This is a genomic window from Burkholderia torrens, assembly GCF_984668525.1.
In genome coordinates this window covers 3048776-3074207 of sequence record NZ_OZ480211.1, presented here as the reverse complement: position 1 = coordinate 3074207, position 25432 = coordinate 3048776, and the positions used below count along the sequence as shown (strand labels likewise).

Below are 25432 nucleotides of genomic sequence, written 5' to 3'. Positions count from 1 at the left end.
GACGGGCGGGCGAACCGGAACGGAGCGGAACGGAGGACGCGGCATGACTGGAGACATCGGGCGGATCGTGGCCGGACACGTCGTGTCGGGCCGTCAAACATCATATGAATGGCGGCCGGGACGCGGGTCCGGGCCGGTGGTCGGGCACGCTCATTTTAGGGCCGCGGCACGGCGTGTTCGGAGCCGGTGCGACCGGGTTTTGTAACCGATTGTATGGCACCGGGCGAACGGTTTCGCGGGGTCGGTCCATTTCCATCCAAAGCGGCTCAAGCGTCTCGTGCATTCGTGTGCCGAAACGGGCCGCGGCGCCGGCTCGCCAGTCTGTAACCATTCGCGGTATACGGCCCGATACCCTTCGTCTAGAATCCGCGTAACTTTTACAAACAATCCCCAGATAACGCAGGCGGGGAAGCCGGCAGACGCCGGAGGGACGGAGATTTGCACGCGCCGGGCGTGCACGACGGTTGCCGTTTCCGGGCGCCTCCCGCTGCCATGGGCCGCCTGCCCGCACGCATGATGAACGCACTGGAACAAGAGCTCGCCACGCTGATCATCGGCGAACTGAATCTCGAAGACGTCCCGCTCGATACAGTGACGGCCGACACCCCGCTGTATGGCGAAGGTTTCGGGCTCGACTCCATCGACATCCTGGAAATCGCGCTGCTGATCTCGAAGAAATACGGCTTCGAACTGCGCTCGGACAATCCTGACAACCAGAAGATCTTTGCGACGCTCGGCGCGCTGGCCGCGTACGTCGCCGCGCATCGCACGAAGTGACGGCGGCGCGCAGTGAATGACGGCACGCGGCGGCGATCGAAGGACAAATCGACGCCGCGTCGATCGAGGTGAAACGCGATGAACGGAGCAATTCGATGCGGGCGCTCGTGACGGGCGGCAGCGGCGCACTCGGGCAGGCGATCTGCGCGGCGCTCGCGCAGGCCGGCCATGAAGTGTGGGTGCATGCGAACCGCCATCTCGCGCAGGCGGATGCGGTCGCGCAGCAGATCGTGGCGGCCGGCGGCACCGCGCACGCGATCGCGTTCGACGTGACCGACGCCGATGCGACGCTCGCCGCGCTGCAGCCGTTCATCGACGAGTCGCCGGTGCAGATCCTCGTCAACAACGCGGGCATTCACGACGACGCGCCGATGGCCGGCATGTCGCGCGGGCAGTGGCACAGCGTGATCGACGTGACGCTCAACGGCTTTTTCAACGTCACGCAGCCGCTGCTGTTGCCGATGATCCGCACGCGGCGCGGTCGGATCGTCAACATCGCGTCGGTGGCCGGCGTGACCGGCAACCGCGGGCAGGTCAACTACGCGGCCGCGAAGGCGGGGCTGATCGGCGCGACGAAGTCGCTGTCGCTGGAGCTCGCGTCGCGCGGCATTACCGTGAACGCGGTGGCGCCCGGCATCATCGAATCGCCGATGGCCGAACAGGCGTTCCCCGCCGAACGCATCAAGCAGCTCGTGCCCGCGCAACGCGCGGGCCGGCCCGACGAAGTCGCGGCGATGGTCGCGTATCTCGTGTCCGACGCCGCGGCCTATGTGACGGGGCAGGTGCTGTCCGTCAACGGCGGGCTCGCGTGACGACGCGCACCGCGTCCGTCGAGTAACGCAACGCGGCACAGGGCCGCGTTGCCGCGCGGCCTGCGCCGCATAGTGAGGAAATCGAAGTGTCCGTGCATCCAGTCGACGCCGAACGGCGCCCGTGTTCGCTGCCGTCCGCCACCGCGCCGTTCGCGCGCGGCGGCGACCGCGCACTGCGGCTCGTCCAGATGAGCCATGCGCGGCTCGTCGCGTTGCTGGAGGATGCACGCCTCGAGCACGTCGTGCCGGGCGCGCTGGGTGCGGTGTGCATCGGCGCGGCCGGCTCGCATGCCGATGCGGCGCAACGGTTGCTCGCCGATCGCGTGCCCCACCTGCCGGTCGCACCGGTGCAGATGACGCTGCTCGGCGCCGATGCCGCACCGGACGATGCCGTCTGCGAGATCTGGCAATGCGATGCGCACGACCTGCGCAGCGAACGGCACGGCGCGCTGCACTACCGCTACAGCGAAACGGCGGGCCTCGTGTTCGGCAGCATCGTCCTGAACGAGTCGCACGCCACGCACGCCACGCACGACGGCGGTACGCCGCTCGAGCGCGCGACGTTCGATGCCTACCGCATGCTGTTCGACCTGCTCGATGCGCTCGGCATGCCGCATCCGCTGCGTATCTGGAATACGGTGCCGGCGATCAACGCGGTTCAGTTCGGCGTCGAGCGCTATCGTCAGTTCAATATCGGCCGCCAGCATGCGTTCGACGCGTGCCGTCGCGCGTTGACGGGCGGCGTGCCGGCCGCGTGCGCGCTCGGTTCGGTCGTGCCGGTCGCCGGCGATGCGCCGCCGGCCGCGCCGCTCGCGATCCATTTCCTCGCGAGCCGCACGCCGGCCGATCCGGTCGAGAATCCGCGCCAGGTCAGCGCGTACCACTACCCGGCGCAGTACGGCCCGCGTGCGCCGACGTTCGCGCGCGCCGCCGCATGGGCCGATGGCGACGCGGCGCCGGTGCTGTTCGTATCGGGTACCGCGAGCATCGTCGGGCACCGCACCGTGCATCACGACGACGTCGTCGCGCAGACGCACGAGACGGTCGCGAACCTCGCTGCCGTGCTCGAGCAGGCCGCGCGGCAAGGGCATGGCCCGTTCTCGCTCGCCGACCTGGGCTATCGCGTCTATGTGCGCGACGCAGGCGATGCCGCGGCGCTGGCCGCGATCGGGCGGGTGCTGCGCGACGCGGCCGGCCCTCACGTGCGGCCGCTGTTCGTTCACGCGGACGTGTGCCGCGACGACCTGCTGGTCGAGATCGAGGCCAGCGCCGGGCATGCAATGGAGTGGCTGTCATGAAACGCGAGAACCTCACGATCCGTCAACCGGCACACGGCGTCGACGATGTCCTGGTCGACGAAGCCTGCCGCCGTTCGCCGGCAAGTCATAAACTTTTGTCACGATCCCAGTCTTCGCAATCGGCTGTTTCCATGTCCAAGCTGCACGCCTCGTCCACCCATCTCGTGCTGATCCCGAGCTACAACCCGGGCGTCAAGGTCGACACGACCGTGCGCGCTGCGCGCGCGCAGTGGAACCCGGTGTGGGTCGTCGTCGACGGCAGCACCGACGGCAGCGCCGAACGGCTGCAGGCGATGGCCGAGCGCGATCCCGGCTTGCGCGTGATCGTGCTGCCGGAGAATCGCGGCAAGGGCGCCGCGGTGCTCGCGGGTCTTGACGCGGCGGCCGCGAGCGGCTTCACGCACGTGCTGACGATGGATTCCGACGGCCAGCATCCGGCCGACTTGATTCCCGCCTTCATGGCCGCCTCGCAGGCCGAGCCCGACGCGATGGTGCTCGGCGTGCCGAAGTTCGACGCGAGCGCGCCGCAGCTGCGCGTGCAGGGCCGCCGGCTGTCGAACGCCTGGGCCGACCTCGAGACGCTGTGGGCCGGTATCGGCGATTCACTTTACGGGTTTCGCGTGTATCCGGTCGCGCCGCTCGCGGCGATCATGCGGCGCCAGCCGTGGATGCGCGGTTTCGACTTCGATCCCGAAGCGGCCGTGCGGCTGTGCTGGGCCGGCGTGCGCCCGATCCGCATCGACGCGCCGGTACGCTATTTCGGCCGGCACGAGGGCGGCGTCTCGCACTTCCACTATGGCCGTGACAACGCGCTCCTCGCGTGGATGCACCTGCGCCTGTTCACCGGCTTCGCTGTGCGGTTGCCGATGCTGGTCGCACGGCGGCTGACGCGGCGCCGCGACCAGACCGCCTGAGCGGTAGCCCGCCCGTTTTCCTGCCCGATCGCCGCCCGAGCGCGGCGATTGCTGCATTTTTCGTCGTCAATTTGGCAGAAAAACACCGCTTCGTTTCGATTCATCGAGTAATGAGTGTGTCATCCGATGTAAACATCTGGTAATTTTCTGCCGGATTATGCAAAATCGCCGCTCCCAAATACAACTATCGAGGGATTCCGGGATGCAACTCAAGAAAGCGGTGGCAGCGTGTGGCGTGGCGTTCCTGTTGAGCGCATGCGGCGGGGTACAGAGCCTTGACGCGAACAGCCTGGCGTCGGCGGGGACCAACCTGTACAAGGCGGCGACGCTGTCGGACAGCGACATCGCCGCACTGTCGAACGAATCGTGCAAGTCCAGCGACGCCGAGTCGAAGATCGCGCCGGCGAACAGCGCGTACGCGAAGCGCCTGACGAAGGTGATGAAGGGCTTCGGCGACATGACGCTGAACGGCCAGAAGATCAACTACAAGGTCTACATGACCAAGGACGTCAACGCGTGGGCGATGGGCAACGGCTGCGTGCGCGTGTACAGCGGCCTGATGGACATGATGAACGACGACGAACTGCGCGGCGTGATCGGTCATGAAATGGGCCACGTTGCACTGGGTCACTCGAAGAAGGCGATGCAGACGGCGTACGCGGTGAGCGCGGCGCGTACCGCGGCCGGCGCGGCATCGCCGGGCGTGGCGGCCCTGTCGAGCTCGCAGCTCGGCGACATCACCGAGAAGTTCATCAACGCGCAGTTCTCACAGACGCAGGAAAGCGCGGCGGACGACTACTCGTTCGACCTGATGAAGCAGAAGAGCATGAACCAGAAGGGCCTCGTCACCGCGTTCCAGAAGCTCGCGCAGCTGGACGGCGGCAAGAGCTCGATGATGAGCTCGCACCCGTCGTCGTCGAGCCGTGCGCAGCATATCCAGGATCGCATCGCGAAGGGCAGCTGATCGCGCCACGCGCATCACGCATCGCCGGCCCCGCGCCGGCGATCGCTATGCGACAGGAAAAACCCCACGCTCGTCCGGGCGTGGGGTTTTGTTTTTGAGGCCTGCCTGCGCGCCGCTTACGGCACCATTCCCGGCAGCACATACGCCTGCACGAGCGTGATCAACCCGACGATCACCGCGAACAGCAGGCTGTGGCGCACCGTGAAGCGGAACAGCTCGGACTCCTTGCCGACGAGGCCCGTCGCCGCGCATGCGACCGCGATCGACTGCGGCGAGATCATCTTCGCGGTCACGCCGCCCGTCGTGTTCGCGGCGACCGCGAGCGTTTCGGGCAGGCCGAGCTGATGCGCGGTGGCCTGCTGCAGCGAGCAGAACAGCGCGTTCGACGACGTATCCGAGCCCGTCAGGAACACGCCGAGCCAGCCGAGGAACGGCGAGAAGAACGGGAAGGCGGCGCCCGTCGCGGCCAGCATCAGCGCGAGTGTCGACGACATCCCCGAGTAGTTCGCGACGAACGCGAACGCGAGCACGAGGCCGATCGACAGGATCGGGCGCGTCAGTTCCTTCAGTGTTTCGCCGAACGTGACGAGCGCGTCGCGCGGCTTCATCCGCAACAGCGCCATAGAGATCAGCGCGGTCACGAGGATCGCGCTGCCGACCGCCGAGAGCAGATCGATCTTCAGCACCGCTTCGAGCGCCTTCGGCGTCGCGGCGATCGGCGCGGTCTTCACGACGAGCTGGTCGAGCCCGGCCACATGGAACTTCAGCACGGTCGACGCGAGCGCGCCGTGCGAGGCGAACAGCGCCTTGAACGGCGCGATGCTCCAGACGGTGACCACGGCCGTCAGGATCAGGAACGGCGACCACGCGCGCACCGTCTGCGCGAGCGTGTACGGCGATGCCTGCCGGCTCGCGCCGAAGCCGCTGCCGCCCGTACCGAACCCGGCCAGCGCCGCACCGCCGCCGGACGCGACGAGGCCGCCGGCCGGCTGTTTCGCGGTGCGCGGCTGCCACACCTTCAGGAACGCCGCGAGCGCGACGAGGCTGACGAGCGACGACGTGATGTCCGGCAGCTCGGGCCCGATGTGGTTCGACGTGAAGTACTGCGTGACCGCGAAGCTGCCGCCCGCGACGAGCGCGGCAGGCCAGGTCTGCCGCACGCCGCGCAGCCCGTCCATCATGAACACGAGCCAGAACGGCACCGCGAGCGACAGCAGCGGCAACTGGCGGCCGGCCATCGCGCCGATGTGGAACGCGTCGATGCCCGTCACCTGGCCGGCGACGATGATCGGAATGCCCATTGCGCCGAACGCGACCGGCGCGGTGTTTGCAATCAGACACAGTCCGGCCGCATGCAGCGGCTTGAAGCCGAGGCCGACGAGCAGCGCGGCCGTGATCGCGACGGGCGCGCCGAAGCCGGCGGCGCCTTCGAGGAACGCGCCGAACGAGAAACCGATCAGCAGCATCTGCAGGCGCTGGTCGTCGGTGATCGACAGCACGGACGCGCGGATGATCTCGAACTGGCCGGTCTTCACGACGATCTTGTACAGGAACACGGCCGCGACGATGATCCACGCGATCGGCCACAGGCCGTAGGCAAAGCCGAAGCCGGCCGCGGCAAGTGCCTGCGGCACGGGCATCCCGTACGCGAGGATCGCGACGCCGAGCGACAGCAGCAGCGTGATCGCGGCCGCGACATGGCCTTTCATCCGCAGCGCGGCGAGCGCGATGAAAAAGAAGATGATCGGAATCGCGGCGACGAATGTCGACAGCCCGAGGCTGCCGAGCGGTGTGTAGATCTGATGCCAAACCTGCATGGGTGTCTCCTCCATGGATTGTTAGGGGTACGGCTGTGAAAGCGGATGCGCTATTCGGGCTGGCCGCGTGCGCGCAGCAGGTCGGACAGGCTGCGCGGTGCCGGCTCGAGCGGCGTGCGGTGCTGCGTCCAGCCCATCTGTTTCGCGGGCGTCAGCGCATGCAGGCGCGTCGCGGTCCAGCGGAACGCACGGTACGCGCGCGGATGCGCGAACGCGCCCGACCAGAAGCGCCACACGAGGTCTTCCGCGCGGTTGTAGTTCGCGCCCTGGCCGCGCAGCGGGTGCGCGACGGGTTCGTCGGGCTTGCGGTTCGCCTCGGTGCGCAGCCGCACGAGCAGTTGCGGGATCGGGATCCGCACCGGGCAGACCTCGCCGCATGCGCCGCACAGCGTCGATGCGGTCGGCAGGTCGGCCGTCGCGTCGAGGCCGAGCAGGTGCGGCGAGATGATCTTGCCGATCGGGCCCGGGTAGGTCGTGCCGTACGCGTGGCCGCCGATGCGCGTGTAGACGGGGCAGTGGTTCATGCACGCGCCGCAGCGGATGCACTGCAGCGTCGCGCGCAGCTGTTCGTCCGCATAGGCCTGCGTGCGGCCGTTGTCGAGCAGCACGAGATGCAGCTCGCGCGGGCCGTCGCGTTCGCCGGCGCGGCGCGGGCCCGAGATCAGGTTTAAGTAGGTCGTGATCGCCTGGCCGGTGGCCGAGCGCGTGAGCAGGCTCGACAGCGGCACGATGTGCTCGAGCTTCTCGACGACCTTCTCGATCCCCATGATCGCGATGTGCGTATCGGGCACCGTCGTCGACAGACGGCCGTTGCCTTCGTTCTCGACGAGCCACAGCGTGCCCGTGTCGGCCGCCGCGAAATTGACGCCGGACAGGCCGATGTCCGCTTCGGCGAACGCGCGGCGCAGCGCGCGCCGGCCGGTCTGGATCAGTTCGTCGACATCTTCCGTGTAGCGCGTGCCGGGGATGTGTGCCTCGAACAACTCGGCAATGTCGCTGCGCGTCTTGTGGATCGCCGGCATCACGATGTGCGACGGCTTCTCGCCCGCGAGCTGCACGATGAACTCGCCCATGTCGGATTCGATGCAGTCGACGCCGTGCTCCGCGAGGTAATGGTTCAGCTCGATTTCCTCGCTCGCCATCGACTTGCCCTTGATCACGCGGCGCGCCTTCTTCGCCCGCGCGATGCCGAGCACGATCGCGTTCGCGTCGGCGGCCGTCTCGGCCCAGTGCACGTGCACGCCGGCTTCGGCGAGCTTCGTCTCCAGCCGTTCGAGCAGCGCGGGCAGTTGCGCGAGCGCATGTTGGCGGACGGCTTCGCCGAGATCGCGCAGCTGCTGCAGTTCGGTGTCGTCGGGAAACTGCGTCGCGCGCTTGCCCTGCAGGAAGTCCATCGCGCCGCGAAAGCTCTGGCGCAACGCGGGATCGTCGAGTGCGGCGCGTGCGCGGGCCTTGAAGTCGCCGGGGGCGACGAATTGCAGTGTCTGTTCGCTCATCGCGGCTGCTCCTCGCTGGCGGGTGCGGCCGACGGGGCGGCCGAATCGGTGACGATCACGACCCACAGGCGGCGCGGGCCGTGTGCGCCATAGGCGAGCGTCTGCTGGATGTCGGAGGTCTTCGACGGCCCCGACACCAGCACGAGGTTGGTCGGCATGCCGGCGTGCCAGCGCTCCGCGTGCACGGCCGCGTGCAGGTCCGCATGCAGCGTGTTCGCGTGGACGAGCGCGACGTGCAGCGGCGGCACCAGCGACACCGTGCGCGGCGTGCCGGCATCGGGTGCGAGGACGACGGTGCCGGTCGCGGCGATGCCCGAGCGCGCGACGGTGAAGCCCGCGTCGATCGTGTCGAACAGTTCGGCCTTCCATGCGTCGATCGGCCGGTCGAACGGCACGAGCGCGACCGTATCGGGCAGTGCACGGGCGAGCGCCGCGGCTTCGGCGCGGGCCGGGTCGAGCAGCAGGCGGCGCACGCCGGCGTCGGCAAGGCGCGCGGCAAGCTGCGCGGGCCATGCGTCGGCGCTTGCGCACCACACGTCCGCGTGCGACGCGGTCAGTGCGGCCTGCATGGCCTGCGCGAGCGCCTGCGGGTCGCGTTCGTCCGACGCGCGGCGCATGGCGTAATGCGTGTCGATGCGCGCGTCGAGCGCGGGGGCGGCCGTCGCGGCGACGCCCGGGGCGGCCCTGCGCAGACGCGCGAGGATGGCGGCGCGCGCGCTCATTGCTTGTCTCCGCGCAACGATGCGGCGCCGGCCGTGCGGCGCCACAGGAAGCTCGCCAGATGCTCGACCGGCAGCGGCGCGCCGGCCTTGGCCGCCGCGTGGCCAATGTTCAGCAGGCAGCCGCAGTCCGCGGACACGAGCCGGTCGCAGCCGGTCGCGCAGGCCGACGCGACCTTGTCGCGCACCATCGCGCCGGAGATGTCCGGATGTTTCAGCGAGAACGTGCCGCCGAAGCCGCAGCATTCGGATTCGCGTGCGTGTTCGATGCGCGTGACGCCCGGCAGTGCGTCGACGAGCGCGACACCATGCACGCGCGTGCCCATCTCGCGGCGTGCCGCGCACGACGTGTGCAGCACGACGCGCTCGTCGGGGCCGGCGCCAGCCGTGGCCGCGTCGAGCCGTACGTGGAGCACATGAACGAGGAATTCCGCGAGTTCGTAGGTCCGGTCGGCAATCGCGCGCGCCTTCGGGCCGTTGACGCGATCGTCGGCGAACAGCGCCGGCCAATGGTGCCGGATCATGCCCGCGCACGAGCCGGACGGCACGATCACGGGCCACGGCTCGGCGAACAGGTCGAGCTGCGCGGCCGCGACGCGGCGCGCTTCGTCGGGATTGCCGCTGCTGTAGGCCGGCTGCCCGCAGCAGCTCTGGCCGCGCGGATAGTGGACGGTCAACCCTTCGCGTTCCAGCAGGCGGACCGCGTCGAGCCCCGCTTCGGGGACGAACAGGTCGACCAGGCAGGTCGCGAACAGATAGACGTGCGCGGGGACGGCGGCGGGGTACTGTCTTTCGCTCATTGCTCGCTCCAGGGGCGACGGCCCGGCATGCGGGTCGACGATTTCGCTGCATAATTCCCGCGACGGCGCCGCAGCTCAAATTGGTTGGGCCAATCGGCGCGACAGGCATTGCGCAGGGAGACGCGACGATGGCAGCGATGACGGCACGGGGCCGGACCGAAGTGGTGATGCGCAAGATCGAGACGGCACTGCTCGACGGCACCTGGCCGGCCGGCGCGCGGCTGCCGGCCGAGCGCGTGCTCGCGCAGCAGTACGGCGTCGCGCGCAATACCGTGCGCGAGGCGACCCAGCGGCTCGTCGCGCGCGGGCTGCTGCAGAGCCGGCGTGGCGCGGGCGTCTACGTGACGGACCAGCTGCGCGCGGGCATCGCGTCGCCGTGGGGGCAACTGGTCGCCGATCATCCGGCGCTGCGCGACGACATCCTCGAATTCCGCCGCGTGCTCGAAGGCGCGACCGCGTATTTCGCCGCGCTGCGGGCCGACGCGAACGACCGGCGCCGGATCCGCGCGCTGCTGCGCGAACTCGAAACCGCGCACGCGAACGACGACGCTGCCGTCGAGGCCGCGACCGACGCGAAGCTGCACGAGGCGATCGCGCTCGCGTCCCACAACACGATGTTCCTGCACCTGCATACGAGCGTGATCGGGATGCTGCGCGAGCACATCTCGATCAACGTGGCCGGGATGACGACAGTCGACGAGCAGGCGTCCGAGCTGCTGTTGCTGCAGCATCGCGTCGTGTGCGACGCGATCTGCGCGCAGCGGCCCGAAGAGGCGCGCACCGCGATGCAGACGCATATCGACTACGTGCGCAGTCATTTCGAGCGCAGCGGCGACACGCCGTGAGATTGGCTGGACCACTTCCATTCGAGGCCCGTCCGGCGGGCGAATCGGGCGTGCCGGGGCATCGCGCGCCGAAAGCGGGCCGCACGCGGGGCGCCAGGTGCCGCCTGCGCGATTGACCGGTTCGCCGGCCGCCCACTAGAATCGGCCGGAACCGCGCGCCAGCCGCGCGCCGCGGCGAATGCGGACCGTCGTTCCGCCAGTCGAGGAAGCTCCCGTGCTCACGTCTTTCATCCGGCGCGCGCCGGCCGCGCCGTCGTGGCGTGCCGCATGCCGCCCGGTCCGCGTGCTGGCCGTCTGCGCACTGCTGTCGCTCGTCGCCGCGTGCGCGACGCATCCGCCCGCCACGACGCTCGATCGCCCGGTGTCCCACGCGTTGCCGCCCGATACCGCGACGCCGCTGCGCGACGCGCTGGCCGCACCCGAGGCCGCGCATCCGGGCCAGTCGGGCTTCCGGCTGCTGCCGGAAGGCACTGAAGCGCTGCAGATGCGCATCGCGCTCGCCCGCGCCGCGACGAAGACGCTCGACATGCAGTACTACATCGCGACCGAGGACACGACGGGCAAGCTGCTGCTCGCCGCGGCGCTCTACGCGGCCGATCGCGGCGTGCGCGTGCGGATGCTGGTCGACGACCTGAACTTCCGCGACATCGACCGCGTGATGGCCGCGCTGAACACGCACCCGAACATCGAGATCCGCGTGTTCAACCCGTTCGGCGCGTCGCAGGGCATGGTCGAGCGCACGACCAACTTCTTCACGCGCATCGACAGCTTCACGCGCCGGATGCACAACAAGGCGATGATCGCGGACAACCAGATCGCGATCGTCGGCGGCCGCAATCTCGGCGACGAATACTTCAGCGCGAGCCCGACGCTGCAGTTCCGCGATCTCGACGTGCTCGCCGCCGGCCCCGTGACGAACGACGTCTCGGCGAGCTTCGACACGTACTGGTCGAGCGCGAGCAGCTATCCGTTGCGTGTGCTGAATCATCAGACGTTCGATCCGAAGGATCTCGACGCGATGCGCGACGAGCTGCGCACTCATTGGCGCCAGAACGCCGAACCGTACAACGCGAAGCCGCTGAATGCGACGCCGCTCGCGCAGCAGATCGCGCGCGACGCGCTCGAGCTCGTGTGGGCGCCGGCCGAGTTCAAGGTCGACGCGCCCGACAAGGTCGCGCAGCCGACCGACGCATACGTGAGCCCGCCGATGCAGCGGCTCGCCGAGCTGACGCGCGGCGCGCAGCAGGAATTCCTCGCGTTCTCGCCGTACTTCGTGCCGCACGACGCGGGCGTGAAGATTCTCGGCGACACGACCGCGCGCGGCGTGCGCGTCGCGATCCTGACGAATTCGCTTGCCGCGACCGACGCGGTCGCCGTGCAGGCCGGCTACGGGCCGTACCGCGTGCCGCTGCTGCAGCGCGGCGTCGAGCTGTACGAGTTCAAGGCGCAGCCGGGCAGCCCGCGCCCGCGCCTGTTCGGGTCGCGCTCGCGTGCGAGCCTGCACGCGAAGGCGTACGTGATCGACCGGAAGATCCTCGTGATCGGATCGATGAACCTCGACCCGCGTTCCGTGCACCTGAATACCGAACTGGCACTGGTGATCCACAGCCCGGCGCTCGCGGAGCAGGCCGCGAAGATCTTCGCGCGCGCGACGCAGCCGGACGAAAGCTATCGCGTGAGCCTCGTGACGCCGACGGGCGGCGGATCGCCCGGACTCGAGTGGACGGGCATCGACGACGGCAAGCCGACGACCTATCACGTCGATCCGCACGCAGGGCTGCTGCGTAACCTGATGACGGGGATCTTCATGCTGCTGCCGGTCGACGACCAGCTTTAGGGCCTGTTCACGCTAATAACGGGCTTGCGAACGTGCCTTGCCGGGCGCAATGCAAGGAGGGAGGAGCGCCGTTTGGCCGCGCCAAACAAGCGACGATCGACGCCGCAGTGCGGCCGGCAAGGCACGTTCCCCTGTTTTTTGGAAAATTCATTCGTGGGGCTGGCCCCCAGAAGGGCCGATCGCCGCGTCATGCTCCTTGCGAATACGTCGAGTATTCGCTGCGTCGCATTCCTTGCGCTCGGCCCTTCTGGGGGCCAGCGCAAGCCCGTTATTAGCGTGAACAGGCCCTAAGGGGACGGAAGCGCTCCGGCTAAACCCGCGTTAACGCGGGTCGGGGAAGCTGATATGGTTGTATCCGCAACCATCATGGCGGCGTGTCGATACGGTCCGGCGGCCCGCGCCACGCGTATCGCGCCCACCCGCAACCGGAGTTCCCCATGCAACGTGTACCGAACCAGCCGTTCGCGAGCCCCACCCGCTTCTCCGAAGCCGAATGGCAGGCGCGCGTGCAGCTCGCGGCCGCCTACCGCATCTTCGACACCCTCGGCTGGACCGAGCTGATCTACAACCACATTTCGCTGCGCGTGCCGGGCGAGGACGGGCATTTCCTGATCAACCCGTTCGGGCTCCATTACCGCGAGGTGTGCGCGTCGAACCTCGTGAAGATCGACATCGACGGCAACGTGATCGGGCATTCCGACTGGCCGATCAATCCGGCCGGCTTCACGTTTCACAGCGCGATCCATGCGGCGCTGCCCGACGCGCATTGCGTGATGCACGTGCACACGACGCCCACGATGGCCGTGTGCTGTTCGCGTGACGGGCTGTCGTTTTCCAACTTCTATTCGGCGCAGCTGTACGGGAAGATCGCGTATCACGACTTCGAGGGCATCACCGTGCATCGCGAGGAGGGCAGGCGCATCGTCGAGAGCGCGGGCGGGCGGCCCGTGCTGCTGCTGCGCAACCACGGCCCGGTGACGATCGGCGCGACGCTCGCGCAGACGTTCTCGCTGATGTGGCTGCTCAACCGTGCATGCGAGGTGCAGGTCGCGACGCATGCGATCGGCGGACCGCTGCCGATCGCGCCGCCGGTGCTCGAAGGATGCGTGCGCGATTCGCTGAATTTCGATCCGAAGCATGGCGCGGGGCAGGACGCGTTCGACGCGCTGCAGCGTATCGTCGATCGCATCGATCCCGGCTATCGCGCATGACCTGACGTGCGGCGCGTGCCGGCGGCGCACGCAAAAAAAACGCGGCCGGGTGGCCGCGTGAATACTCGCAGACTCCTTCGGACGAAGGAAACAAGCAACTGTGAAACGAAGTGTAGCGAAAGGCCGCGCGCGGATTCAGCCGTCGGGTTGCAATAGTCCGTTCCAGGTTGACGCAGACTGACGCGACGCTGCGACGATTCGCTGCATGGCCGTTCGGCGGACTCCCGCAACGGCGGCGATCGACTACCATCCTGTCTGGCGCCCCCGTTCGGGCGGCGTACAACGTCGTACAAGGAGAGTCCATGCTCAAGCTGCGTTTGCTCCAGGTCGCGTTACTCGCGGGCGTGCTGGCCGCCGGCAGCGCTGCCGCCGAATCGGTGCGCCTGTCCGCCAATCTCCAGCCGTCGAGCGAAGTGCCGCCGACGGCGACCAAGGGTTCGGGTACCGTCAGCGCCACGTACGACACGGCCACCCATACGCTGCAGTGGACGGCAACTTACGAGCACCTCACGGGGCCGGCCACCGCCGCGCACTTTCACGGGCCCGCGCCGGTCGGCCAGAACGCGGGCGTGCAGGTGCCGATTCCGAAGGACGAGCTGGCGAGCCCGATCAAGGGGTCGAAGGAACTCACCGATGCGCAGGTCACCGACCTGATGGGCGGCAAGTGGTACTTCAACATCCACACGAAGGAGCACCCGGCCGGCGAGATCCGCGGCCAGGTGATGCCGGCGAACTGAGCGCCGGCGTTTGATATAGAGGCACCTGTCGAGCGGTGCGGGAACGTTCGCACGTACCATCGTCACACTGCGAATACGGAGTGCGTCCGATGAGTTGGCAAAGCAAGTTCGCCTGCTGGCTGCTGCGCTGGCAGTTTCGTCCCGAGACCACGCGCGAGGTGCTCGACCCCGCGCGTGCGCGGCGCTTTACCGACCTGCGGATGGTTGTGCCGCGCCGTGCGCCGTCGGGTTACCGGCTGCGCCAGTGCCATGGCGCGGGCGACGCGCCGCTGCGCGGCGAATGGCTCGAGCGCACCGATTCGAGCGCGGGTCGCGGGCCCGGCCGCACGCTGCTGTACATCCACGGCGGCGGTTACTACTTCTGTTCGACGAGGACCCACCGGCCGCTCGTGTTCGGCCTGACGAAGCGCGCAGGTGTGCGCTCGTTCTCGCTCGACTACCGGCTCGCGCCCGAAAACCGCTTCCCGGCCGCGCTCGACGATGCGCTCGCCGCCTACCGGCAACTGCTGGCACTGGGCACGCCGCCCGAGTCGATCGTGCTCGGCGGCGATTCGGCGGGCGGCGGCCTTGCACTCGCGACGCTCGTCGCACTGCGCGACCGCGGCGAGCCGTTGCCGGCCGGTGCGATCCTGTTCTCGCCGTGGACCGATCTCGCGGCCACCGGCGAGACGCTGCGCACCAACGACGGCGCCGATCCCATGTTCGCCGGTGCGGCGCTGCCGAAGGCCGCGAAACTGTACCTCGGCGACACGCCGGCGACGCATCCGTACGCGTCGCCGCTCTATGCGGATTTCACGGGCCTGCCGCCGCTGTATATCCAGGTCGGCAGCACCGAAGTGCTGCTCGACGATTCGCGCCGCGTCGCTGAGAAGGCGAAGGCGGTCGGCGTGGCGGTGGAGATCGAGGTGTGGCCGGACATGCCGCACGTGTGGCAGCTGTACGCGCCGATGGTGCCGGAAGCGCGCGACGCGCTCGACCGTGCGGCCGCGTTTCTGCGCCGCGTCGCGGTCGAACGCGCGGTTCAGCGCGTCGGCGAGGCGTCGATCGCCTGATAGGCGGCCTTGACCGCAGCCGAACCGTACTTGCGCTCGAGCCGGCGCACGGTGAAGTGGCCGTGCGCCATCTGCTGGAAGTGGTCGATGAACAGCGTGTTGACGGTCGCGCCGAGCACGGCGCCGATCGCCGGGATCGACTTCGCGGCCATCTGCTCGGTCACCTGCACCGAGAAGCGCGACGCTACGGTCTGCACGAGCTTGAACACGGCCGCCGAGCTGTGCGCGGCGATGCCCTTCGTCGTGATGTCCGACGACGCCTTCGAGATCGCCTGCGCAAGCGCGCCGCGCAGCACGAAATAGCCGAGATCGGCGTCCTCTTCCTGCTTGTCCGGGTGGCCACCCATGCCGAGCACGGCCAGGCATTGCAACTGCGTATCGACCGACGTCAGGTCCTCGCCCTCGCTGCGCGCGATGTCGCACACCGAGCGAAAGATCAGCGTGGTCGTCACCGGCAGCTCGACCGGCAGCGCGAGAAAGCCGAACGCGCCGCCGGCCGCGCCGGTCGTCGCGACCGCGAGCTTGTGCAGCAGGTTGCTCGGCTTGTCGGGCTCGGCGTCGGGCGCCGGCGGCTTGCCGAGCGTGCGCAGCGCGATGTTCAGGCACTTGCGCAGCGCGAGCTGCGTCGCGTCGTTGATCTTGCCGGTCGCGAAATCCGGCAGCCGCGCGATCATTTTCTCGACCGGCGCGCCGAGCATGCCGGTCAGCTTCATCGTCAGCGACGGGCTTTCCAGCACCTGCTTCGCGCGCCACAGCGCGTCCCGATCCTCCTGCGAAAGCGTCGTCGCGGGGGTGATTGAAATCGGTTCCATCTTTCTCCTTGGCCTGAACAGGCCCTCAACCGTCGCCAGCCTAGATTACTCCGGCATGCTAGAATTTTGAGATTGTTTGACTCGTCAAAAGTTGCATCAACAAAAAATGGCCGTTCACACTGCCGCCCACCATTCGAGCGGGCAAGTCCTGCCGTTCCGTGAATCGCTGCTGGCGATGATCGGGATCTCGTTCGTTACCATGCTCGTCGCGCTCGACCAGACCGTCGTCGGCACGGCGTTGCCGACCATCGTCGCCGAGCTTCGCGGTTTCGACCTGTACGCGTGGGTCGCGACCTCGTACTTGCTCAGTTCCGTGATCACGGTGCCGATCTTCGGCCGCCTCGGCGACTATTACGGCCGCAAGCCGTTCGTCATCGCGTCGATCGTCGTGTTCACCGCCGCATCCGTGCTGTGCGGGATGGCCAACGACATGCTGACCCTCGTGCTCGCGCGAGGGCTGCAGGGGATCGGCGGCGGGATGCTGGTCGGCACCGCATTCGCGTGCATTCCCGACCTGTTCCCCGATTCCGTCGTGCGTCTGCGCTGGCAGGTGCTGATGAGCTCCGCGTTCGGCATCGCGAACGCGGTGGGCCCGTCGCTCGGCGGCGTGCTGACCCAGTCGTTCGGCTGGCGCTCGGTGTTCTACGTGAATTTGCCGGTCGGCCTGCTGTCGCTGTTCTTCGTGTGGCGCTACCTGCCGCACCTGCGCCACGTCGCGCACGACCGCAAGATGCGGCTCGACTGGCCGGGCGCGCTGCTGATCGCGCTGTCGCTCGGCGCGCTGCAGCTGTTCGTCGAATGGCTGCCGAAGTACGGCGTCGCGAGCTGGGCGTCGCTGCTGCTCGTGGTCGCGGTCGCGGCCGGCGTCGGCCTGTGGCACTGGGAGAAGCGTTGCGCGCAGCCGATTCTGCCGTTCGACATGTTCGGCAACCGCGCGCTGTCGGCGCTGTTCGTGCTCGCGATCCTCGCCGGTTTCTCGATGTTCTCGCTGCTGTTCTACGCGCCGCTGCTGTTCCAGGGCGGCTTCGGGATGTCGCCGAAGGAAGCCGGGCTCGTGATCACGCCGCTCGTCGTGTTCATCACGATCGGCAGCATCATGAACGGCCGCGTCGTCACGCGCATCCGCAACCCGAACGCGATGCTGCACGTCGGCTTCGTGCTGTTCGCGATCGCGTGCGCGGGCATCGTCGTGTCGACCCATACGACGCCGGCCTGGATGCTGATGGCGCTGATGGTCGCGGGCGGCATCGGGCTCGGCTTCGTGCTGCCGAACCTCACCGTGTTCGCGCAGCAGGCCGCCGGCCGCGAGCATCTCGGCATCGCGACGGCGCTGCTGCAGTCGCTGCGGATGGTCGGCGGGATGCTCGGTACCGCGCTGACGGGCACGCTCGTCAACCAGATGTACTCGGGCGGCGTGCGCAACGCGCTGGCGGCCGATCATGCGATGCAGTGGCATGCGCAGCTCGCCGATCCGCAGATCCTGATCGATCGCGCGGCGCAGGGCGGTCTCGTCGCGGAGCTGACGCGTGCCGGGCATAATGGCGCGCTGCTGCTGGAAGCGGCCCGCGAATCGCTCGTCGGCGCGATTCACCTGGGCGTCGCGATGGCGGCCGTCGTCGCCGTGGTGTCGGTGTGGCAGTGTCGTCGCGTGCCGCCGATCGCGCTGCGGCGCAAGATCGAGCCGCACGTCGCGGCCGACTGACCGATCGGGCGATTCAACGATTCAACGATTTACCGGAAACGAACTCAGCGCATGGAAGAACAGGACCGCGTCGCGATCTTGCAGCAATTCGGACGCACGTATCGCGCGTTCATGACCGCGTTCGAAGCGCACGTCGGGCAGCCGATGCCGCGCTGGCGCATCATGGTCGCGCTGCACACGATGGGCGGGCATTCGTCGCAGAAGAAGCTCGTCGAAGTGCTGCGCATCGATCCGGGCGCGCTCACGCGCCAGTTGAAGTCGCTCGATGCGCTCGGCTGGATCCAGCGCGAATCCGATGCACGCGACAATCGCGTGACCAACGTGACGCTGACGGACGAAGGCCGTGCGGCCTTCGACGCGTGCCTGCCGCGCCGCAAGGCGTTCATCGAACAGACGATGGCGCAGTTGCCGGACGACGTGCTGAATGCGCTGTCGGGTGCGCTCGCGATGCTGGAAACGCGGATCGCGGACGTCGGTTCGGCGCCGGTCGCGCGCTGAAGCGGGGAGCGGGGCGGCACGTGTGTGCCGCCGGCCGCCTTGTCTCACCCCGTCACGATTCGATTCAGACTTACAGCTCGATGCGCGTGCCCAGCAGCGCGAGGAACTGCGCGAGCCAGGCTGGATGCGCGGGCCACGCGGGCGCGGTGACGAACGGCGCGTCGGTCACGGCTGCGTCGACCGGGATATCTGCATATTCGCCGCCCGCGAGCTTCACTTCGGGTGCGCAGGCCGGGTAGGCCGAAATGCGCTTGCCGCGGATCACATCGGCGGCCGCGAGCAACTGCGCCGCATGGCAGATCGCGGCGATCGGCTTGCCGGCTTCGGCGAACTCGCGCACGAGCGAGATCACCTTCGGATCGAGTCGCAGGTATTCGGGGGCACGGCCGCCCGCGATCGCGAGCGCGTCGTAGCGCGCGGCGTCGACGTCGTCGAACGCGGCATTCAGCGTGAACTGGTGGCCGGGCTTCTCGGTGTAGGTCTGGTCGCCTTCGAAATCGTGGATGGCGGTCTTGATCTTGTCGCCCGCGCGCTTGCCCGGGCAGACTGCATCGACGTGGTGGCCGACGGCCTGCAGCGCCTGGAACGGCACCATCGTTTCGTAGTCTTCGGCGAAATCGCCGGTCAGGAACAGGATCTTCTTCGCGGCCATGGCTTTCTCCAGTGAAGCAGCGTTGAAGGCCCGCTCGCGCCGTACGCAACGGCCGCGAGGGGCCCCGAGGACGAAAGCGCAGTGTACTCCGGCAGATTGAAGCGCGCGTGACGGCCGCCCCGCGCGAGCGGCGGGGCGGCGCGCGCGGGGCGTCAGAAGAACGTTTCGACGACTTCCGTCACGCGGAACTGCGGATCGAGCACGAGCACCTGGCGCCACTTGTCGAACGTCAGGCACGGGTGCGAGATGTCGAACGCGACCATGTCGCCGACCTTCACGTCCGCGCCCGGCGGGATCTGCAGGTACGCGTGCTGGTCCATCATCCCGGTCACGGCCCAGCCTTCGGTCGCGGCGACGTCGCGCGGCGCGGTGTCGCGGCCCGGGCGGAAGTGGCGCGCCGGCTCGGGCAAGCCCGCGTCGAATGCCGCGTCGCGCTTGCCGAGCGCGACGATCGCACGATCGGCTTCCGGCACCGACTGCACGTACGCCCACAGCTGCAGCGCCGGCAGCAGCCCTTCGCCCATCGAACGCGCGATCGGGTTGCGCGCGAACACGTCGGTCTGCGCCTTCTTGTAGATGCCGACGTCGTGCGTCAGGTAGCAGCCCGGCCGCAGCACGACTTCCGCGAAGCCGGCGTCGGATGCCTTCCTGAATTCTTCCGCGACCACGTCGTACCACGCCGAACCGGCGCCGGACAGGATCGCCGGCGTGCGCGCGAAGCGGCCCGCTTCCGCGAGTTCGCGCGTGAGCGCGACGGCTTCCTGCAGGAACGTGCGGATCTCGCCTTCCTCTTTCAGCACGCCTTCATAGAGTTCAATGCCGGCCAGCTTCAGCGTGTCCGGGTAGCGCGCGAGCGCGGCCAGTACGGCCTCGCGCTGCGCGGCGTCGCGTACGCCCGCGCGGCCGCCCGGCACGCCGAGTTCGATCAGCACGTTCAGCGATTTCTTCGCGGCGCCGAAGAAGCGGCCGAGCTGGTCGACGGTTTCCGCCGAATCGACCAGACAGAAGAATTCGAAATCGGGATCCGACAGCAGCCCGGCGATGATCGTCATGTTCTGGCGGCCGACCAGCTGGTTCGCGAGCAACACGCGCCGCACGCCGCCGTGATACGCGGCCTGCGTCTGGTGCGCGGTCGCGAGCGTGATGCCCCACGCGCCGGCGTCGAGCTGGCGGCGGAACAATTGCGGCGCCATCGTCGTCTTGCCGTGCGGCGCGAACTTGACGCCGTATTTCTGCACGAATGCCTGCATCCAGTTCAGGTTGTGCTCGACGCGGTCTTCGTAAAGCACGGCGGCCGGCAGGCTGACGTCTTCCGCGAGCAGGTTCCATTCGAGCCGGCCTGCGTCGCCGAGCGGCACGCTCGCGCTCGGCAGATTGCCCAGACCCTTGCCGAACGGGTCGATCGTCGCTTCCTGATAGTTTGTAACTTTCATGTCATCCCGCTCCATCATCACTATGCATTGCACTGAAGTTGACACGCAGATGGTACAGAAAGTAGCATCTGCGCGGTGATGTTATTTAGTAACATCAACCTCCCCACCCTTATCCGCAGATGAATACGCCCGCCTCCCCGTCCGCTCCGCTCGCGGCCGAGCCTCATCCGGCCCAGGCCGCCCCGCCGGTCCTCGACATCGTCGCGCGGATCGCAGAATGCGCGCCCGAGCTGCGCGAAGCCGAGCGCAAGGTCGCCGCGTTCATCCTGGCCGATCTCGCGCGCGCCGCGCATGCGAGCATCGGCGCGCTGGCGCGCGACGCGGAGGTCAGCGTCGCGACGGTCACGCGCTTCGCGAAGGCCGTCGGCTGCCGCGACGTACGCGAACTGAAGGTGCTCGTCGCGCAGGCGGCGGCCGTCGGCCAGCGCTTCCTGATACCGTCCGACGACGCGCCGGTCGACGACGCGAGCCCTGCGTCGATGGTCTACGACGAGATCCGCGTGGCGCTCGCGCACAACCACCAGCTGCTGCGCAACACGTCGTTCGATGCAGCGGCCGACCTGCTCGCCGGCGCGAAGATGACCTATGTGTACGGGCAGGGCGGCGGCTCGACCGCGCTCGCCGACGAGCTGCGGTTCCGGCTCGTGCGCTTCGGCCGGCCGGTCGCGAGCTACCAGGACAGCGTGCTGCAGCGGATGGTGGCCGCCACGCTGTCGCGCGACACCGTCGTCGTCGCGCTGTCGGTGAGCGGGCGCGTGCCCGAGCTGCTCGAGAGCTGCCGGCTTGCGAAGCGCTACGGCGCGACGTTGATCGCGATCACCGCACCGGCGTCGCCGCTCGCAAAGCTCGCCGACCACCTGATCCCGGTCGTCGCATTCGAAACCGATTTCATTTACAAGCCTTCGACATCGCGTTACGCGATGATGATGGCGATCGACGTGCTCGTTACCGGAGTCGCATTGCGGCTCGGCGATGCGGGCCGAGAATCGCTGCGCCGCATCAAGCACGCGCTCGATGCGCACCGCGGCGGCGGAGACCGTCAACCGGTAGGAGACTGACCATGCATTCGCATCCCGAAGCCGCCGATACGCTGATCGTCGGCGCGCAACTGTACGACGGCACCGGCGCGCCGCCCGTCACGCGCGACGTCGCGATCCGCAACGGCCTGATCGCGGCGATCGGCAACCTGTCGAACTGGCTGGCCGAGAACGTCGTCGATGCGAACGGCCGCGCGCTTGCGCCGGGCTTCGTCGACGTGCACACGCACGACGACACGCACGTGATCCGCGCGCCTGAGATGATCCCGAAGATCTCGCAGGGTGTGACGACTGTGATCGTCGGCAACTGCGGGATCAGCGCATCGCCGGTGACGCTTGCGGGCGACCCGCCCGACCCGATGAATTTGTTGGGCGAGCGCGGCGCGTTCCAGTACCCGACCTTCGCCGACTACGTCGCGGCCGTGAACCATGCGCGCCCGGCCGTGAACGTCGCGGCGCTCGTCGGCCATACGGCGCTGCGCAACAACCAGATGGACCGCCTCGACCGCGCGGCGACCGACGGCGAAATCGCCGGGATGCGCGCGCAGCTCGAGGAGGCGCTCGCGAACGGTGCGCTCGGCCTGTCGTCGGGCCTCGCATACGGCTCCGCGTTCGCGGCGCCGGCCGAGGAAGTGATGGCGCTCGCCGAACCGCTCGCAAAGGCCGGCGCGCTGTATACGACGCACATGCGCACCGAATTCGACGCGATCCTCGATGCGATGGACGAGGCGTATCGCGTGGGCCGCCATGCGCAGGTGCCGGTCGTGATCTCGCACCTGAAGTGCGCGGGCCCGTCGAACTGGGGGCGCAGCACCGAAGTGCTCGCGTCGCTCGAAGGCGCGCGCCGCTACCAGCCGGTCGGCTGCGACTGCTATCCGTACAGCCGCAGCTCGTCGACGCTCGACCTGAAGCAGGTGACGGGCGACATCGACATCACGATCACGTGGTCGGAGCCGCATCCGGAAGTCGCGGGCAAGCTGCTGAAGGCGATCGCGGCCGACTGGGGCGTGACCGAGCAGGAAGCCGCGCAGCGCATTCGTCCGGCCGGCGCCGTGTACCACAACATGTCCGAGGACGACGTGCGCCGGATCCTGTCGCACCCCGCGACGATGGTCGGCTCCGACGGGCTGCCGAACGATCCGCTGCCGCATCCGCGGCTGTGGGGCGCGTTCCCGCGCGTGCTCGGCCATTACGTGCGCGACACGAACCTGCTGCCGCTCGAGGAGGCGATCCGCAAGATGACGTCGCTGTCCGCGCGCCGCTACGGGATCGCGAAGCGCGGCGAGGTGCATGTCGGCTACCACGCCGATCTCGTGCTGTTCGATCCGGCGAGCGTGATCGACGCCGCGACCTTCGAGAAGCCGCAACAGCCCGCGCACGGGATCGACGCCGTGTGGGTGAACGGCGTGCTGACGTATGAAAACGGCCAGCCGACCGGCGAGCGCGCCGGCGGATTCGTTGCGCGCGGCGAGCGCGTGGCGGCGAGTGCCGACGCCGCGTTCTGAACGCGGCCGTTGTTCCGATCTTCCGCGTGCGCCGCAACGGGCGCGCGTATCCGTAACCGAAATGTGAGGAGTGAAACGATGAAGCGATATGGCGTAGGCGAAGCGAAGGGTACCGGCGGCCAGGTGATGCCGTTCGCGCGTGCGGTCGAGGCCGACGGCTGGCTGTACGTGTCGGGCCAGACGCCGATGGTGAACGGCGAGGTCGTCGAAGGCGGGATCGTCACGCAGTCGAAGCAGACGATCGAGAACGTGATCGCGATCCTGAAGGAAGCCGGTTACGGCCTGGAGCACGTCGTGCGCTGCGGCGTGTGGCTCGACGACGCGCGCGATTTCGCGTCGTTCAACAAGGTGTTCGTGTCGTACTTCGGCGAAAATCCGCCGGCACGCGCGTGCGTGCAGTCGAGCATGGTCATCGATTGCAAGGTCGAGGTCGACTGTATCGCCTACAAGGCGCCGGCGAAGTAACGCGGCAAGGGCGGACGCTGTACAACAAGGCCGGTGCATTGACGTGCACCGGCCTTGTTGCATTTGAGGCAGTCGATGCGAGGGCGAGCGGGTGGGCGAGGGCGTTCAAATACAACTCGGTTGAAGCAGGTATGAGCGCCACCGGAACTTTGCATTGTGTGACGAAGTTTTCCGACGGGCCTCAACGTGACACGCCTGTCTGAGCGGGCTGCGACAGCAAGCCGCGGATGCATGGCGCGATTCGCCGGCTACAACCGCCTTTCAATCCAGAGGGCAAGGTGTTTTGATGGAAAACGTGCGTTGGGATGAGGTCGAGGCCTTCGTCAGATCAGAGGTAGGGCTTGGCAAATCGACGCCGTTGTCCGCCGCCACGAGGCTTTGGGAGGATCTTGGCCAGACCGGCGACGAGGCCGACGATTTCATGGGTCGCTTTTTCGAGCGTTTTTCCGTCGACACCGGCGACTTCGATTTTCACCGGTATTTCCTGATGGAGGGCGAAGGGGGCTTCTATTCGTTGTTCCGCAGATGGGTGCTCCGAAAACCGCACGTTCTCGAACGGGAACCGATCACGCTGGCGATGCTGTACCGCGCAGCGGTTGAACGGAAATGGGATGTCGAGCACCTGGCTAAGTTGCCGTGAGAGCCGAGACGAGGGCGTGGGGACTTCCGCTATCCGACAGTATCGCGGAAGAACCGGACGGAGGTGGCGAGAGTGCAATGGTGAGTCGGATCGCAGTTTTGATGTTGGCGCTCGCGCTCAGCCACAGTGCGGCCGCGGGCACGCTGTCCAATAAGTTATCGCCTGGCGGTGCGGTACCCATTGTCGTCCCGGAGTCACTCGAAATCGTCAGGAACGGCGCATGGTCGGCTGACATCAACGGGGACGAAACGGCGGATATGTGTCGCACGTTCGTTCTTCGGCGTGCGGATGTCAGCGCATTTTTCAAGCGTGCGAGCCGCGTAACGGAAGGGGCATACAGCCATGACCTGGACGCGGCGCGTTGCTATGCCGAAGGCGAAGCGCGTCTAGCGGGTGGTGGCGCGGCGAAATGGAGGATAGACCAGGCAAGGCGAGGCTTCATTACCATGCCGGATGCTCGGGCGATCTACTTGTACTGCCCGAAGTGCCGGGCCGACGTGTTCGCGCCGAATTAGAGAAACGCGCCGTCGCAAGCAGGCAATGTTGGCGGACCGCAAAATGCCCGCCAACACACGCATTTACTGCCGCGCCGTCCGCGCGTTATCCGGCATCGGCTGGTTGTAGTTCGTGCGGAACGGGTTGATGTCGAGCCCGCCGCGGCGCGTATAGCGCGCATACACCGCGAGCTTCACCGGTTTGCACGCGTGCAGGATGTCGAGGAAGATCCGCTCGACGCACTGCTCGTGAAAGCCCGTGTGATTGCGGAACGAGATGATGTAGCGCAGCAGGCCCGCGTGGTCGATCTGCGGCCCGACGTAGTGGATCTGCACGCTACCCCAGTCGGGCTGGCCCGTGACCGGGCAGTTCGAGCGCAGCAGGTCCGACACGAGCGTTTCCTCGACCGGTGCTTCGTTCTCGCCGTCGGCGGCCGACAGCAGCGACGGATCGGGTTCGTAGATGTCGGTGTCGAGGTCGAGGCGGTCGAGCGACAGCCCGTCGAGCTCGTCCATCTCGAGCTTGCCGAAATCGTGCGCCGACACGAGCTGCACCGACACGCTCGCGCCGCACGCGGCCGACACGTCGCGCTTCAGCACGTCGCGCACCGCGTCGATCGAGTCGAACTTCGACTGCGCGAACGAGCCGAGATACAGCTTGAACGACTTCGATTCGACGATGTTCGGCGATTCGGCCGGCACGTAGAACGTCGCGACCGCGACCTGCGGCTTGCCGCGCGCATTGAGCCACGACAGTTCGTATGCGTTCCAGATGTCGGTGCCGAAGAACGGCAGCGCCGACGTGATGCCGAGCTGCTCGCGCGCGCCGGCGCGCGGAATCGGGAACAGCAGCGACGCGTCGTACTGCGCCGCGTAGACGGTGGCCTTGCCGAGCGGGGATTGTTCGGGATTCAT

General features: G+C 67.9%; 25 protein-coding genes. 17 read left to right on the top strand and 8 right to left on the bottom strand.

Annotated features, from left to right (window positions below; genetic code table 11):
- The first annotated feature begins 492 nt into the window (after nt 1–492).
- The 5 genes from AC5LXX_RS14230 (at nt 493) to loiP (ending at nt 4765) form a co-directional block, all read left to right on the top strand.
- A complete protein-coding gene (locus tag AC5LXX_RS14230) occupies nt 493–777 on the top strand; it encodes a phosphopantetheine-binding protein (protein ID WP_124453521.1) in 285 nt (94 codons plus the stop codon).
- 95 nt (nt 778–872) lie between these two features.
- A complete protein-coding gene (fabG, locus tag AC5LXX_RS14225; RefSeq protein ID WP_493409852.1) occupies nt 873–1589 on the top strand; it encodes a 3-oxoacyl-ACP reductase FabG in 717 nt (238 codons plus the stop codon).
- A gap of 86 nt (nt 1590–1675) precedes the next feature.
- Nucleotides 1676–2887 (top strand): chorismate transformation FkbO/Hyg5 family protein, encoded by a 1212-nt coding sequence (locus tag AC5LXX_RS14220; protein ID WP_493409851.1) that lies wholly within the window; start codon nt 1676–1678, stop codon nt 2885–2887.
- A 131-nt stretch (nt 2888–3018) separates the two neighbouring features.
- Nucleotides 3019–3801 carry a glycosyltransferase family 2 protein gene (locus AC5LXX_RS14215; protein WP_493409850.1) on the top strand — a complete coding sequence of 261 codons (783 nt, stop codon included), beginning with the start codon at nt 3019–3021 and terminating at the stop codon, nt 3799–3801.
- 202 nt (nt 3802–4003) lie between these two features.
- A complete protein-coding gene (loiP, locus tag AC5LXX_RS14210) occupies nt 4004–4765 on the top strand; it encodes a metalloprotease LoiP (protein ID WP_124453529.1) in 762 nt (253 codons plus the stop codon).
- Between the two features lie 116 nt (nt 4766–4881).
- Here loiP and AC5LXX_RS14205 read toward each other — a convergent pair whose 3' ends face one another.
- Genes AC5LXX_RS14205 through AC5LXX_RS14190 form a run of 4 tightly spaced genes read right to left on the bottom strand, consistent with a single transcriptional unit; the run spans nt 4882 to nt 9597 of the window.
- Entirely contained in the window at nt 4882–6582 is a 1701-nt protein-coding gene (locus AC5LXX_RS14205) for a lactate permease LctP family transporter (protein ID WP_493409849.1), read from the bottom strand.
- A 50-nt stretch (nt 6583–6632) separates the two neighbouring features.
- The gene (locus tag AC5LXX_RS14200; protein ID WP_493409848.1) at nt 6633–8078 is read right to left on the bottom strand and encodes a LutB/LldF family L-lactate oxidation iron-sulfur protein; all 1446 of its coding nucleotides are present in this window, start codon (nt 8076–8078) and stop codon (nt 6633–6635) included.
- On the bottom strand, nt 8075–8800 hold the full coding sequence (locus tag AC5LXX_RS14195) for a LutC/YkgG family protein (protein WP_493409847.1): 726 nt from the start codon (nt 8798–8800) through the stop codon (nt 8075–8077). The genes AC5LXX_RS14200 and AC5LXX_RS14195 overlap by 4 nt, the downstream gene beginning before the upstream one ends.
- A complete protein-coding gene (locus AC5LXX_RS14190; protein ID WP_493409846.1) occupies nt 8797–9597 on the bottom strand; it encodes a (Fe-S)-binding protein in 801 nt (266 codons plus the stop codon). Before AC5LXX_RS14190 ends, AC5LXX_RS14195 begins: the two co-directional genes overlap by 4 nt.
- A gap of 128 nt (nt 9598–9725) precedes the next feature.
- Here AC5LXX_RS14190 and AC5LXX_RS14185 point away from each other — a divergent pair, with 128 nt between their 5' ends.
- The 5 genes from AC5LXX_RS14185 to AC5LXX_RS14165 all read left to right on the top strand — a co-directional run bounded on the left by AC5LXX_RS14185 (nt 9726) and on the right by AC5LXX_RS14165 (nt 15279).
- A complete protein-coding gene (locus AC5LXX_RS14185) occupies nt 9726–10442 on the top strand; it encodes a FadR/GntR family transcriptional regulator (protein ID WP_493409845.1) in 717 nt (238 codons plus the stop codon).
- 214 nt (nt 10443–10656) lie between these two features.
- Complete coding sequence (locus tag AC5LXX_RS14180) at nt 10657–12279, top strand: phospholipase D family protein (RefSeq protein ID WP_493409844.1); 1623 nt, start codon at nt 10657–10659, stop codon at nt 12277–12279.
- A 437-nt stretch (nt 12280–12716) separates the two neighbouring features.
- Complete coding sequence (locus tag AC5LXX_RS14175; RefSeq protein ID WP_493409843.1) at nt 12717–13490, top strand: class II aldolase/adducin family protein; 774 nt, start codon at nt 12717–12719, stop codon at nt 13488–13490.
- 302 nt (nt 13491–13792) lie between these two features.
- Nucleotides 13793–14227 carry a CHRD domain-containing protein gene (locus AC5LXX_RS14170; RefSeq protein ID WP_493409842.1) on the top strand — a complete coding sequence of 145 codons (435 nt, stop codon included), beginning with the start codon at nt 13793–13795 and terminating at the stop codon, nt 14225–14227.
- An 89-nt stretch (nt 14228–14316) separates the two neighbouring features.
- Nucleotides 14317–15279 carry an alpha/beta hydrolase gene (locus tag AC5LXX_RS14165; protein ID WP_493409841.1) on the top strand — a complete coding sequence of 321 codons (963 nt, stop codon included), beginning with the start codon at nt 14317–14319 and terminating at the stop codon, nt 15277–15279.
- Here the strand turns inward: AC5LXX_RS14165 and AC5LXX_RS14160 are convergent.
- Nucleotides 15249–16091, bottom strand: coding sequence for an EcsC family protein (locus tag AC5LXX_RS14160; RefSeq protein ID WP_124453549.1), 843 nt, complete (start codon nt 16089–16091; stop codon nt 15249–15251). The two genes, AC5LXX_RS14165 and AC5LXX_RS14160, sit on opposite strands and share 31 nt — an antisense overlap.
- Nucleotides 16092–16197: 106 nt before the next feature.
- Between AC5LXX_RS14160 and AC5LXX_RS14155 the strand changes: the two genes are divergently transcribed.
- Together AC5LXX_RS14155 and AC5LXX_RS14150 are read left to right on the top strand one after the other, a co-directional pair.
- On the top strand, nt 16198–17793 hold the full coding sequence (locus tag AC5LXX_RS14155; protein WP_493409840.1) for an MDR family MFS transporter: 1596 nt from the start codon (nt 16198–16200) through the stop codon (nt 17791–17793).
- Between the two features lie 51 nt (nt 17794–17844).
- The gene (locus AC5LXX_RS14150; RefSeq protein ID WP_124453553.1) at nt 17845–18291 is read left to right on the top strand and encodes a MarR family winged helix-turn-helix transcriptional regulator; all 447 of its coding nucleotides are present in this window, start codon (nt 17845–17847) and stop codon (nt 18289–18291) included.
- Nucleotides 18292–18361: 70 nt separating this feature from the next.
- Here the strand turns inward: AC5LXX_RS14150 and AC5LXX_RS14145 are convergent, their stop codons facing one another.
- Nucleotides 18362–18943, bottom strand: coding sequence for a DJ-1/PfpI family protein (locus AC5LXX_RS14145; RefSeq protein ID WP_006487930.1), 582 nt, complete (start codon nt 18941–18943; stop codon nt 18362–18364).
- Between the two features lie 152 nt (nt 18944–19095).
- On the bottom strand, nt 19096–20376 hold the full coding sequence (locus tag AC5LXX_RS14140) for an amino acid deaminase (RefSeq protein WP_493409839.1): 1281 nt from the start codon (nt 20374–20376) through the stop codon (nt 19096–19098).
- A 119-nt stretch (nt 20377–20495) separates the two neighbouring features.
- On the opposite strand from AC5LXX_RS14140, the gene AC5LXX_RS14135 reads away from it, so the two are divergent.
- The 5 genes from AC5LXX_RS14135 to AC5LXX_RS14115 all read left to right on the top strand — a co-directional run bounded on the left by AC5LXX_RS14135 (nt 20496) and on the right by AC5LXX_RS14115 (nt 24538).
- Nucleotides 20496–21434, top strand: a complete 939-nt coding sequence (locus tag AC5LXX_RS14135; protein ID WP_493409838.1) for a MurR/RpiR family transcriptional regulator — start codon at nt 20496–20498, stop codon at nt 21432–21434.
- A gap of 2 nt (nt 21435–21436) precedes the next feature.
- Nucleotides 21437–22918 carry an N-acyl-D-amino-acid deacylase family protein gene (locus AC5LXX_RS14130; protein WP_493401557.1) on the top strand — a complete coding sequence of 494 codons (1482 nt, stop codon included), beginning with the start codon at nt 21437–21439 and terminating at the stop codon, nt 22916–22918.
- A 78-nt stretch (nt 22919–22996) separates the two neighbouring features.
- Complete coding sequence (locus tag AC5LXX_RS14125) at nt 22997–23383, top strand: RidA family protein (protein WP_057926573.1); 387 nt, start codon at nt 22997–22999, stop codon at nt 23381–23383.
- Between the two features lie 286 nt (nt 23384–23669).
- On the top strand, nt 23670–24023 hold the full coding sequence (locus AC5LXX_RS14120; RefSeq protein WP_493409837.1) for a DUF1493 family protein: 354 nt from the start codon (nt 23670–23672) through the stop codon (nt 24021–24023).
- A gap of 77 nt (nt 24024–24100) precedes the next feature.
- Entirely contained in the window at nt 24101–24538 is a 438-nt protein-coding gene (locus AC5LXX_RS14115) for a hypothetical protein (RefSeq protein WP_493409836.1), read from the top strand.
- A 63-nt stretch (nt 24539–24601) separates the two neighbouring features.
- Here the strand turns inward: AC5LXX_RS14115 and queF are convergent, their stop codons facing one another.
- Nucleotides 24602–25432 (bottom strand): NADPH-dependent 7-cyano-7-deazaguanine reductase QueF, encoded by an 831-nt coding sequence (gene queF, locus AC5LXX_RS14110; protein WP_322083242.1) that lies wholly within the window; start codon nt 25430–25432, stop codon nt 24602–24604.